This window comes from Pseudonocardia sp. ICBG601 (assembly GCF_020496245.1).
The window spans coordinates 1-12,500 of the sequence record NZ_JAHLJA010000030.1 but is presented as its reverse complement, the minus strand read 5'-3'; the positions used below and the strand labels follow the sequence as shown (position 1 = coordinate 12,500).

Below are 12,500 nucleotides of genomic sequence, written 5' to 3'. Positions count from 1 at the left end.
GGTCCTGCGCCGACAATGTAGCGGGGCTCAAGCGCACCGCCGAAGCCGTGGCAATGACATCTTTAGGTGTTGTTGGGTAGGGGAGCGTCCTGCGTCTGGTGAAGCCCGGGAGTGATTTACGGGTGGAGGGTGTGGGAGTGAGAATGCAGGCATGAGTAGCGAATGCAGAGTGAGAATCTCTGCCGCCGGATGACCAAGGGTTCCTGGGCCAGGTTGTTCCGCCCAGGGTGAGCCGGGACCTAAGGCGAGGCCGTCAGGCGTAGTCGATGGACAACGGGTTGATATTCCCGTGCTCGTGATAGTGCGTCCATGCCAAGGCCGGTGATGCTAACCATCCGAACCCACCTCGGCTCCTTCGGGAGTTGTTGTTTGTGGGGGAGCGTGGGATCCGATCTGGTAGTAGGCAAGTGATGGGGTGACGCAGGAGGGTAGCTCCGCCACGCGGTGGTTGTCGTGGTGTAAGCCTGTAGCCCGAGTCCTAGGTAAATCCGGGGCTCATCAAAGGGTGAGAGGTGATGCGTAGCCGATTGAGGCGAAGAGGGTGATCCCATGCTGTCGAGAAAAGCCTCTAGCGAGTGCTGTTGCGGCCCGTACCCCAAACCGACACAGGTGGTCAGGTAGAGAATACCGAGGCGATCGAGCGAACTGTGGTTAAGGAATTCGGCAAAATACCTCCGTAACTTCGGGAGAAGGAGGGCCGGTTGTCTTGAGGCTCCTTGCGGGCTAGGGACGGCCGGTCGCAGAGACCAGGCCCAAGCGACTGTTTACTAAAAACACAGGTCCGTGCGAAGTCGCAAGACGATGTATACGGACTGACGCCTGCCCGGTGCTGGAACGTTAAGAGGACCTGTTAGCTCTTCGGGGGCGAAGCGGAGAATTTAAGCGCCAGTAAACGGCGGTGGTAACTATAACCATCCTAAGGTAGCGAAATTCCTTGTCGGGTAAGTTCCGACCTGCACGAATGGCGTAACGACTTGGGCGCTGTCTCGACCACAGACTCGGCGAAATTGCACTACGAGTAAAGATGCTCGTTACGCGCGGCAGGACGGAAAGACCCCGGGACCTTTACTATAGCTTGGTATTGGTGCTCGGTTCGGCTTGTGTAGGATAGGTGGGAGACTGTGAAGCTATCACGCCAGTGGTGGTGGAGTCGTTGTTGAAATACCACTCTGGTCGAATTGGGTGTCTTAACCTCGGGCCATGATCTGGTTCAGGGACAGTGCCTGGTGGGTAGTTTAACTGGGGCGGTTGCCTCCCAAAGAGTAACGGAGGCGCCCAAAGGTTCCCTCAGCCTGGTTGGCAATCAGGTGTTGAGTGTAAGTGCACAAGGGAGCTTGACTGTGAGACTGACGGGTCGAGCAGGGACGAAAGTCGGGACTAGTGATCCGGCACCACCTTGTGGAAGGGGTGTCGCTCAACGGATAAAAGGTACCCCGGGGATAACAGGCTGATCTTGCCCAAGAGTCCATATCGACGGCATGGTTTGGCACCTCGATGTCGGCTCGTCGCATCCTGGGGCTGGAGTAGGTCCCAAGGGTTGGGCTGTTCGCCCATTAAAGCGGTACGCGAGCTGGGTTTAGAACGTCGTGAGACAGTTCGGTCCCTATCCGCCGCGCGCGTTGGAGACTTGAGGAAGGCTGTCCCTAGTACGAGAGGACCGGGACGGACGAACCTCTGGTGTGCCAGTTGTCCCGCCAGGGGCACGGCTGGTTGGCTATGTTCGGGAGGGATAACCGCTGAAGGCATCTAAGCGGGAAGCCTGTTCCAAGATGAGGTCTCCCACCACCTTTGAGTGGGTAAGGCTCCCAGGAGATGACTGGGTTGATAGGCCGGAGATGGAAGCCCTGTGAGGGGTGGAGTTGACCGGTACTAATAGGCCGAGGGCTTGCCACAACGAGTTGTTCGCATCCACTGTGTGACCCTGAGCCCACAACCCTGTGCGGGTTGTGTGTTCGTAGGTCCCCCCATGTTTGTGTGGGGGTTTGTTGAATAGTGTTGTCGGTGGTCATTGCGGTAGGGGAACGCCCGGTCCCATTCCGAACCCGGTAGCTAAGCCTTCCAGCGCCGATGGTACTGTACTCGCCAGGGTGTGGGAGAGTAGGTCGCCGCCGACATTCAACATGAACTGGAAACGCCCCGGACTTCATTGTCCGGGGCGTTTCCTGTTTTCTGGGCTCTGTTCCGGTCGGCTCTTCGTAGGCTGCCAGGGCACGACAGCGCTGCCCACAGTGCGGCCGGCGGGGTGCGGGGCGTTGTGTGCCTGTGCTCGGGGCCCCGCTTTCGGTTGTGGAGTCGCACCCTCCCCGTCCCGCCCCCTCCCGTCCCGTTCTGTTCTGCGCCGGCTGTGAGCCGGGCGGGGCACGTTGCACAGGTTTCTGTGACCTCGCATCTGCTGCAGGGGCTGCGAGGTCGCAGGACGGTGTGCGAGGTCGAACACGCACCCGCGGCGATAGATGAGGCGCGGTAAGGCAGGGCGGGTGAGAGTAGGCGGGGACTCGGCCCGGGCCGGGGCCACGGTGACCCCCGGTCCACCGAGGATGCTGGCTCCACCGCCGACGCTGCCTCATCGACGACGCTGCTCCACCAGGCGACGCTGCTGTACCGGTGCGAGCGGCGGGAGCGGGGCGACGCACGCCGGTGGCGTCCTTCTGCTGCGCGCGGGAAGGGCAAGGGGCGGGTTCCCCGAGGGCCCGCGGGGCTGTCAGTGGGACGCCAGGTGCCGGTGCCACCGAGGAACGCGCCGTACGAACCGCGGAACACGGACGGGGGTCGGGTGGAACCGGACGGGCCTCGTGTACGACAGTGATGGTATGGACTGTCAGGGCTACCGCGAGGTGCTGTCCGCCCGGCTCGACGGCGAGGCGGCCGACGACGAGCGCGCGCTGGCCGAGGACCACCTCGCCGGCTGCGCGTCCTGCCGTGCCTTCACCGACGGTGCCGACCGGCTCGGCCGGCTCACGCGCGTCGGTCCGGCGGAACCGGTCCCCGATCTCACCGACCGGGTGCTCGCCGCGCTCGGCGTCGCCGCTCCGGCTCCGGCACCACCGCCCGCGGCCGTCCCCCGGCTGAGCTGCCTCGACGGCGGCTGCTGCGGCTGCTGCGGCGGCTCGGCGGCACCGGCCCCGGTGGGCGCGGCGACCTCGGCGTGCGGATGCGCGAGTACCTGTGGCTGCGGCTGCCAGCAGGGCGCGCCCTGCCGCTGCGCCGTCCGCGCCGCCTAGGCGAGCGGTGCCGACCGCGGCGGCCGGTCCGGTACCGCCGCGACCGCCGGGCGGTGCGCACGGCGGGCTCGCCGACCGGCCCCCGGAGCCACCCCGTCGGTGGCGCCGTGACCGCTACCGGCGTGGTGCAATAGCAGTGCCGACGTCCCGCTACCGCAGCGACTACACGCAGCGACGACACCGCAGTGACGACGAGGGAGCCGCATGAGTGCACCGCGCACGCCCGGCCCGGGCGCGCTGTCCCCGCAGGCGACACCCGAGCTCGCCGACGAGCTCACCCGCATCGCGTGGCGGGTCGACCGCTGGATCGACCCCGGTCCGGCGTCGGTCGTCGCGGGTGCGGGGGTCGCCGCCGTCGTCGCCGCCCTGCTCATGCCCTGGTCGACCCACGGCGCCGGGTGGGAGGTCCTCACCGGCCGGGCCGCCATGGGGCCGCTGCCGTGGCTGTTCACCGTGGTCGCCGTCGTCGCGGTGGGGGTGTCGGTGCTCGCCCTGCTGACCCGCTTCTGGCCGCTGGCCTGGACCGCGGCCACCGTCACCGGCGTCGGCGCGGTCACCGGGCTCTGGGCGGTGTGGTCGCGCCAGACCGCCGTCGCCGGCACCGACGACATCGGACCGGGTCTGGTCGTCACCGTGCTCGGGGTGCTCGTGCTGTTCGGCACCTGGGCACGCACCGTCGTCGCCTGCGGGCCCCGCGCCCCGCACGGCCCGCCCGCCTGACCCCTGCGGCTCAGGCCGCCAGCACGGCTACCCGGCGCGCGGCCAGGTCCTCCAGGACACCGACGGCGTCCTCCACCGGCGGCAGCGCCAGCATTGCGCGCTGGGCCGAGCGGATCCGCGCGCGGACGTCGTCGTCGGTCAGGAGACGCGTGCAGGTCGCGGCGATCTCGGCGGCGTCGGGACCGCAGTGCGCGCCCAGCCCGAGCTCGGCGACCCGCCCGGCGTTGTGCTCCTGGTCCCCGAACTGCGGCAGCACCGCCAGCGGGACGCCGTGCCGCACGGCCTCGCGGATGCCGTTGTAGCCGCCGTGGGTGAGGAACAGGTCCGCGACCTGGAGCAGCAGCGGCTGCGGAACCCACGAAGCAGGATGCACGTGCGGGGGCAGGTCCAGGTCGTCGACCGGCAGGCCACCGGTGGACAGCACTACCTCGGCGTCGAGCCGGGACGCCGCCTCCGCCACGGTGCGCAGCGCCGCGTGCGGGTCGACGGGCGCACTGCGCTCGGCGCGCCCGGCCAACGTCGGCACCACCGTCCCCAGCCCCGCGAGCACGAGCGGCCGGTTCCCGGGCAGCGCGGCGACCCAGCCGGGCACCGTCTCGCCGCGGGTGACCTGGTCGTCCTGGCGGAACGCCCGCGCCGGCACCATCTGGTGTCCGGCCAGCGAGAACTGCTGCGGCATGCAGTCCAGCCGCCCCCACCGGTGCAGCGCAGCCGGGTCGTCCGGGACGGCGAAGCCGAGCTCCTCGCGACGCTCGGTCAGCGCGTCGGCGACGAGGTGCGGGTCGAGGACGTTGCCCGCGCCCGACGGTGCCCTCACACACGGCACCCCCAGGTGCTCGGCCACCAGGAACCCCGCGGTCTCGCCGCCGTCGCGCAGCACCAGGTCCGGGACCCCGTGGGTCCGCACGAGTGCGAGCAGCGCCCGCGCCGAGCCCGTCACCTGCGGACCCGCGAACAGGGTCGGCAGCAGCGCCGTCGTCACCTCGGCCGCGGTCAGCGTCGCCAGTGCGGCGGGCCCGCCGAGCCGGGCGAGGACCGGGCCGAGGTGTCCGGCGGCGGCGGCCATCGTCGGGAGTACCGGCTCGACGACGACAGACGCACCGTCGAACACCCCCGCGACGTCGGGCGGGCACGCCACCACGACCCGGTGGCCGGCATCGCCCAGCGCCCGGACGAAGGGGAGCACGGCCCGGCCGTGCGAGGGCGAACCGGTGACACTGCAGAGAACGAGCACCCGATCATGATCGGTCGGATCGTTGCGATAAGCAACTGATCACGTGCGGGTCCAGCGCCCCAGCACCATCAGCGTCCGGGTCCCGGTGACCGTGCCGTTGCGCCGCAGCCGGTCGATGACCTCCTGCAGGTGCGCGAGATCGCGCACCCGGACCTGCACCAGGGCGTCGAGGTCACCGGCGAGGGTGTAGACCGCCTGCACCTCCGGCTGGCGCGACGCCGTGTCGACGATCTCCGAGACGCTGGCGGTGCCGGCGTAGCGGATCTCACTGAACGCCTCGACCGGCCAGCCCAGCTTGGCGTGGTCGATCTGCACGGTGAAGCCGGTGATCACCCCGGACTCGCGCAGCCGGTCGACCCGGCGCTTGGTCGCGGCGGTGGACAGCCCGACCCGTGCGGCCATGTCGGCGTAGGTGCGGCGCGCGTCCTCGTGCAGCAGCCGCAGGATCGCGTGGTCCAGCTCGTCGACCTCGGTCTCGGGCACGGCACCTCCGGCGCAACGGATTCACGTCTGTGTGGTCGTCGCACGGTATCCGTTGCGTTCTCTCGGTCAGAGTTCCCTCGGCTGTTGCGTCGTGGCGCTCGTCACGCTGTCCTGAGCGGACCGCGCCGCCCACCCGACGAGGAGCTGTCACCGATGACCGTGCTGGACGACAAGTACCTCGCCACCCACGGGCGGGCTCCGATGACCGGGATCCAGGCGCTGGTGCGGCTCGTGCTCGAACAGGCCCGCCTCGACACCGCGCGCGGCTTCGACACGGCCTCGTTCGTCTCGGGCTACCAGGGTTCCCCGCTCGGCACCTTCGACGCCGAGCTCGGCCGCGCCCGGACCCACCTCGACGCCGAGCGCGTGGTCTTCCGGCCCGGGCTCAACGAGGAGCTCGCCGCCACCGCCGTCGCCGGCACCCAGCTGCTCGACGCCGTCCCCGGTCGCCGCCACGACGGCGTCGTCGGCTGGTGGTACGGCAAGAACCCCGGCCTCGACCGGGCCGCCGACGCGATCCGGCACGGCAGCCTGGCCGGCACCGCCCGGCTCGGCGGCGCCGTCGCGATCATCGGCGACGACCCGTCCTGCAAGTCCTCCACCGTGCCCAGCTCCTGCGAGCCGATGGCGCAGTCCCTGACGATGCCGCTGCTCGCGCCGGGCTCGGTGTCCGAGGTGATCGAGTTCGGGCTGCACGCGGTCGCCTTGTCCCGGGCCACCGGTCTCTGGACCGGTCTGAAGATCATCGCCGACGTCGCCGACGCCTCCTGCACCGTCGACCTCGGCGCGCTGCGCCCGGAGCTGGTCGGCGTCCCGGCCCCGCCCGCCACCGACCGCGCGCAGGCCGGCCCGCTCGTCGGGCCCGCCGCCGTCGAGGCCGAGCACGACCAGCTCACCCGCAGGCTCGACCTCGCCCGCCAGTACGCCCGCGAGACCGGGCTCAACCGCGTCACCTTCACCTCCCGCGACCCGCACCTCGCCGTGCTCGCCTCCGGCACCGGGTACGCCACCGTGCTGCGGGCGTGCGAGGACCTGGGCCTGGGTGAGGCCGAGCTCGACGCACTGGGCGTGCGCCTGATCCGCCTCGCCATGCCGTTCCCGGTCGACGCCGACGCGCTCGCCGGACTCGTCGAGGGCTGCGCCGAGGTGCTCGTGGTCGAGGACAAGGTGCCGTTCCTGGAGGGCCACCTGCGCGACGCGCTCTACGGGCGCGACCACCGGCCCACGGTCACCGGCCGCCGCGACGACCGCGGCCGCCCGCTGCTGTCCGCCCGCGGCCAGCTCGGCGCCGAGGACGTCGCCCGCGCCCTGGCCGCCCGGCTCACCGCCGCCGGACGGACGCTGCCCGCCGCGGCGAGCGCGCACCTGGAGCGCCTCGCCCCGCCGAAGCCGTCGCGGATCGGTCTGGACCTGCTCGGGAACCGGACGCCGTACTTCTGCTCCGGCTGCCCGCACAACACCTCCACCCGCACCGGCGACGACACGCTCGTCGGCGTGGGGATCGGCTGCCACGCGATGATCGCCCTCGACGGCGAGCACCGCGGCCGCCAGATCGGGCTGACCCAGATGGGCGGCGAGGGCGCCCAGTGGATCGGCCTGGCGCCGTTCACCGACGACCGCACCCTCGTGCAGAACCTCGGCGACGGCACCTTCCACCACTCCGGCTCGCTCGCGATCCGCGCCGCCGTCGCCGCCGGGGTCACCATGACCTACAAGCTGCTCTACAACGACGCCGTCGCCATGACCGGCGGGCAGCGTGCCGAGGGGCGGATGAACGTCCCCGACATCACCCGCTCGCTCGCCCTGGAGGGCGTGCGCCGCATCGTCGTCACCACCGACGACCCGCGCGACTACCGCGGCGTCGCCCTCGACCCGATCGCGAGCGTCCGCCACCGCGACGAGCTGGCCGCGGTCGAGCAGGAGCTCGCGGCCCTCGACGGCGTCACCGTCCTGATCCACGACGACCGTTGCGCCGCCGAGGAGCGCCGGCTGCGCAAGCGCGGGAAGCTGCCCGCCCCGGCGGAGAAGGTGCTGATCAACGAGCGGGTCTGCGAGGGCTGCGGCGACTGCGGTGACCAGTCGACCTGCCTGTCGGTGCTCCCGGTGGAGACCGAGTTCGGCCGCAAGACCACCATCCACCAGTCGTCCTGCAACACCGACTACTCCTGCCTCAAGGGCGACTGCCCGTCGTTCCTGACGGTGGTGCCCGGCACCCGGCCGCGCCGGGAGATCCCGCCGCTGCCGGTCACGCTCGTCGCCCCTGAGCCGCGGGTCGACCCGGACGCGACCCTGATCCGGATGCCCGGCATCGGCGGCACCGGCGTGGTCACCGCCTCGGCGATCCTGCAGATGGCCGCTCACCTCGACGGGCTGTTCGCCGCCGGGCTGGAGCAGGTCGGGCTCGCGCAGAAGGGCGGCCCGGTCGTCTCCGACGTCCGGATCGCCAAGCAGCCCCACCACGGGATCCTGCGCGCCTCCCGCGGCACCGCGGACGTGCTGATCGGGATGGACCTCGTCGGCACCGCCTCCGCCGCGACGCTCGCGGTCGCCCGGCCCGGGCACACCGTCGCCGTCGTCAACACCTCGCTCGTGCCGACCGCGGCCATGGTCACCGGACGCGTCGTGCTGCCCGGCTCCACCGACGACGCCGTCGAGCGGATCGGCGCGGTCACCCGCGACCTGCTCGCCGTCGACGCCCAGACGCTGTCCGAGGCGCTGTTCGACGACCACCTGCCCACCAACATGCTGCTGCTCGGTGCCGCCTACCAGCACGGGGTGCTCCCGGTGTCGGTCGAGGCGCTGGAGGAGGCGATCCGGGTCAACGGCGCGGCCGTGGAGACCACGCTGACCGCGTTCCGCTGGGGCCGGGCCGCCGCGATCGATGCCGCCGCCGTGCGCCGGGCGCTCCTCGCGCCGCAGCCGGCCCCGGTCGCCGTCGACGAGGTGTCCGCGGCGCTGGCCCGCTCGGTCGCCACGGGCCCCGAGCTCACCGAGGCGCTGGCCACCCGCATCGCCGACCTCACCGGCTACCAGGACGCCGCCTACGCGCACCGCTACGCCGAGGAGGTCCGCCGGGTGGCGGCCATCGCCGCCGCGCGGGCCGGTGACGCGGCCGGCGAGCGCGTCGGCGCCGCCTACGCCCGCGGCCTGCACCGGCTCATGGCCTACAAGGACGAGTACGAGGTCGCCCGCCTGCACCTGGACCCGGTCGAGACCGCCCGCCGCGACGCCGCGTTCGGTCCCGACGCCCGGGTCTCGGTGATGCTGCACCCGCCGGTGCTGCGCGCGCTGGGGATGAACCGCAAGATCGCCCTCGACAGCCGGCTGGCCGGCCCCGCGTTCCGCGCGCTGCGCGCGGCCCGGCGGCTGCGCGGCACCCCGCTGGACGTGTTCGGCCGCGCCGGGGTCCGCCGGGTGGAGCGCGAGCTGGTGGGGGAGTACCAGACGCTGGTCCGCGCCGCGCTGGACCGGCTCACGCACGACACCGTCGACGGTGTGGTCGCCGTCGCCGAGACCGCGGACCTGGTGCGCGGCTACGAGGACGTCAAGCTCGGCAACGTCGAGCGGTTCCGGGAGCAGGCCCGGACCGCGCTCGCCGCCCTGACCGGCTGACTCTCAGCGACTCGCGCGGGCGCGCCTCAGGCATCCCTCAGCGTTGCGGCGCACAATCGCCCGCGTGGGGGAACGCCTGATCGCACAGCACTGGAACGACCGTCTCCGGGAGACCCGCACCGGGCGACGGTGGCGCCGCCCGGACCCGTCGGTGCTGCGGCGGCTCGGGGTCGGGATCCTGGCCGGCGGGCTCGTCCTCGCCGGGTGCGCGGCCCCCGCCGCGTCCGGCGTCGCCGCCGTCGCCTCGGTCGTGCCGCCGGGGACGACCGGCGACCTGCCGAACGCGGCGGCGCTGCCCGCGGCGACGGTTCTCACCGACCGCGACGGCACCCCGATCGCCTACCTCGACGAGCAGTACCGGATCCCCGTCCCCTACGACCGGATCTCCCCGTCGATGGTCGCCGCGATCGTCGACGTCGAGGACCGCCGGTTCTTCGACGAGTCCGGGGTGGACCCCGTCGGCACCCTGCGCGCACTGGTCACCGACGCCGCGGGCGGCGCCGTGCAGGGCGGCTCCACCATCACCCAGCAGTACGTGAAGAACTGGCTGATCGACGTCGTCGACCGCGACGACCCCGCCGCCCAGCGGGCCGACCACGCCGACACCCCGACCCGCAAGATCCGCGAGGCGGTGCTCGCCCAGCGCCTGGCGCACAGCACGTCCAAGCAGGACGTGCTCGCCGGGTACCTCAACACCGTCGAGTTCACCGGCAACGTCTACGGCGTCGAGGCCGCCGCGCGTGCCTGGTTCGGCACCGACGCCGCGCACCTGACGGTCCCGCAGGCCGCGCTGCTCGCGGGTGCGGTCAACAACCCCACGCTGTTCGACCCGTTCCGCCACCCGCAGGCCGCGACCGACCGGCGCAACACCGTGATCGCGGCGATGCGCGACGCCGGGTCGCTCACCCCGGCCCAGGCCGCCGAGGCCACGGCCGCGCCGCTCGGGGTGCGCCCCGGCTGGCCGCAGGTCCCCGGGCACAACTGTTACGGCGCCACCGACGGCGCCGGGTTCCTCTGCGAGTACGCGGTGTCCGAGCTGGAGAAGGCGGGGTTCACCGAGCAGCAGCTCGACACCGGCGGCTACACGATCCGCACCACCCTCGACCCGGCCGCGACGGCGTCGGCGCAGCAGGCGGTCGACGCGAATGTGCCGCGCACCCAGGACGGCGTCGCCAACACCCTGGCGCTGATCCGGCCCGGCCACGGCGACGCCGCCACCGGCGACCACCAGATCCTCGCCATGGTCGCCAACCGGCGGCCCGGCACCGACGCCGCGGCCGGCGACACCACGCGCGACCTCGTCGCCGCGCCGTCGAACGTCTTCGGTGCCGGTTCCACCTTCAAGATCTTCACCACCGCCGCGGCACTGGAGGCGGGCACCGTCGGCTACGACAGCACGCTGCCCGACCCGGCCTCGGCGTGCTTCCCCGGCGCGGGGAGCAGCTGCTACCCCGTCAGCAACGACACCCCGAACTACCCGGACCCGATCCCGCTGCCCGTCGCGCTCGCGACCTCGCCGAACACCGCGTTCGTCGACCTCGAGGAACGCACCGGTATCCCCCGGGTGGTGGACATGGCGCGCCGGCTCGGGCTGGGCGACACCCTCGCGTCGAACGCGGCGGGCGGGACGCCGGACCCCTCGTCGCCGGACGCGCGGATCTCCCAGCCGCAGTCGCAGTTCTTCGCGAACCTCCCGTCGTTCACCCTCGGGGTCAGCCCGGTGTCCACACTGGAGGAGGCGAACGTCGCGGCGACGATCCAGAGCGACGGCGTCTGGTGCGCCCCGGACGCGGTGCTGTCGGTGACCGGCCGCGACGGTGCGGCGGTGCCGGTGAACCGGCCCGCCTGCGAGCAGGCCGTCGCCCCCGGCGTCGCGCACACCCTGGCCGCCGGGCTCGGTGGCGACACCGTGACCGGCACCTCGGCGGCCGCGGCGCGGGCCGCGGGCTGGACGCGCCCCACGATCGGCAAGACCGGCACGACGAACTCCTCGGAGTCGGTCGCGTTCGTCGGGGCCACCGGCGGGATCGACGGCGTGGCGGGGTCCTCGATGGTGTTCGCCGACGGCCCGAACCCGTCGGAGATCTGCCCCGGCGACCCCGTGCACCTGGGCGACTGCGGGCACGGCGCGTTCGGCGGGACCGTCGCGGCGCCGCTGTCGACCCGCTGGTCGCCGGGCGGGCCGACGTGCCGCTGCCCGACCCGGACCCGGCCTACCTGCAGCCCCGCACCGGGTGACCGGGCCTACTTCAGCAGTGTCTGGACCTCGCGGAAGCGCGGATGCGCGGCGTCGCGCAGCCACTCGAACAGCACCATCTCCGAGGTGACGACCTCCGCCCCGGCCGCGCGCGCCCGCTCCAGCGCCAGCTGCTCGTCCTGCGGGAACCGGGACCCGACGGCGTCGGCGACGACCACCACCCGGCGGTCCTCGGCGCGCAGCTCCAGCACGGTCTGCAGCACGCAGACGTGCGCCTCCACCCCGGCGACGACGATCTCGGTGCGGCCGGGTGGGAACAGCACGCCGTCGTCGGCGGCGAAGCGGGTCTTGGGCATCACCAGGTGCGGCAGGCCGGCGAGCCGCTCGACGGTCGGGCCGAGCTTCTCCGGGACCTGCTCGGTGGCCAGCACCGGGACCTCCAGCAGGGTCGCGGCCTCGGCGAGCCGGGCGGCGCGCTCGACGACGCGATCGCCGTCGTGCATCGCGGGGACCAGGCGCTCCTGCAGGTCGACCAGGAGCAGGACGGCCTTGCCTGCGGTCATCAGCACGGCGGAGACGGTACGGCCGGCGACCGGTCCCGCACCACCGCCCCGGTCAGCCGCGCGACGCGGCGATCACCCGGTCCAGCACCGTCCGCAGCTCCTCCAGCTCCGGCAGCGGCATCCCGAGCCGGTCCACGATCGCCCACCCGGGATCGCCTCGGCCCGCGCCCGCGCAGCGCCCACCCGGCGTCGGTGAGCGACACCGCCATCGTCCGCTCGTCAACCCGGGACCCGGCGCCGGTCGACCAGACCCGCGGCCTCGAGCCGCTTGAGCAGCGGCGACAGCGTGCCGGGCCCGAGCGCGAGCTCCCGGGCCAGGTCGCCGAGCGAGCGCGGGGAGCGCTCCCACAGCGCGAGCAGCACCAGGTACTGCGGGTGGGTCAGCCAGCCATCGGCTCCAGCAGCGGCCGGTACAGCGCGATGACGTTGCGGGCCGCGACGGCGAGGGCGAAGCAGACCTGACGGTCGAG

At 72.3% G+C, this 12,500-nt stretch carries 6 protein-coding genes, 2 rRNA genes and 2 pseudogenes (1 of these 10 running past the window's edge); 6 read left to right on the top strand and 4 right to left on the bottom strand.

What is annotated here, in order from left to right:
• The 4 genes from KPL57_RS10825 to KPL57_RS10810 form a co-directional block, all read left to right on the top strand.
• Nucleotides 1-1,893, top strand: a 23S ribosomal RNA gene (locus tag KPL57_RS10825); it begins 1,194 nt to the left of the window's first position.
• A 104-nt stretch (nt 1,894-1,997) separates the two neighbouring features.
• Nucleotides 1,998-2,114 (top strand): 5S ribosomal RNA (gene rrf / locus KPL57_RS10820).
• A 696-nt stretch (nt 2,115-2,810) separates the two neighbouring features.
• Nucleotides 2,811-3,221 (top strand): zf-HC2 domain-containing protein, encoded by a 411-nt coding sequence (locus tag KPL57_RS10815; RefSeq protein WP_226351491.1) that lies wholly within the window; start codon nt 2,811-2,813, stop codon nt 3,219-3,221.
• Nucleotides 3,222-3,425: 204 nt separating this feature from the next.
• The gene (locus KPL57_RS10810; RefSeq protein ID WP_075307501.1) at nt 3,426-3,941 is read left to right on the top strand and encodes a hypothetical protein; all 516 of its coding nucleotides are present in this window, start codon (nt 3,426-3,428) and stop codon (nt 3,939-3,941) included.
• 10 nt (nt 3,942-3,951) lie between these two features.
• Here KPL57_RS10810 and KPL57_RS69565 read toward each other — a convergent pair whose 3' ends face one another.
• Complete coding sequence (locus tag KPL57_RS69565; RefSeq protein WP_226351490.1) at nt 3,952-5,175, bottom strand: glycosyltransferase; 1,224 nt, start codon at nt 5,173-5,175, stop codon at nt 3,952-3,954.
• Nucleotides 5,176-5,214: 39 nt separating this feature from the next.
• Nucleotides 5,215-5,658, bottom strand: coding sequence for an Lrp/AsnC family transcriptional regulator (locus tag KPL57_RS10800; protein WP_226351489.1), 444 nt, complete (start codon nt 5,656-5,658; stop codon nt 5,215-5,217).
• 153 nt (nt 5,659-5,811) lie between these two features.
• Here KPL57_RS10800 and KPL57_RS10795 point away from each other — a divergent pair, with 153 nt between their 5' ends.
• Together KPL57_RS10795 and KPL57_RS10790 are read left to right on the top strand one after the other, a co-directional pair.
• On the top strand, nt 5,812-9,270 hold the full coding sequence (locus tag KPL57_RS10795) for an indolepyruvate ferredoxin oxidoreductase family protein (protein WP_226351488.1): 3,459 nt from the start codon (nt 5,812-5,814) through the stop codon (nt 9,268-9,270).
• A gap of 64 nt (nt 9,271-9,334) precedes the next feature.
• Nucleotides 9,335-11,200 (top strand): annotated as a pseudogene (locus tag KPL57_RS10790) (transglycosylase domain-containing protein); the annotation flags it as partial.
• Nucleotides 11,201-11,514: 314 nt separating this feature from the next.
• Here KPL57_RS10790 and KPL57_RS10785 read toward each other — a convergent pair.
• Both KPL57_RS10785 and KPL57_RS10780 read right to left on the bottom strand, forming a co-directional pair.
• Nucleotides 11,515-11,970, bottom strand: coding sequence for an isochorismatase family protein (locus tag KPL57_RS10785; RefSeq protein WP_264197975.1), 456 nt, complete (start codon nt 11,968-11,970; stop codon nt 11,515-11,517).
• 112 nt (nt 11,971-12,082) lie between these two features.
• Nucleotides 12,083-12,500: pseudogene (locus KPL57_RS10780) on the bottom strand (MarR family winged helix-turn-helix transcriptional regulator); the annotation flags it as partial.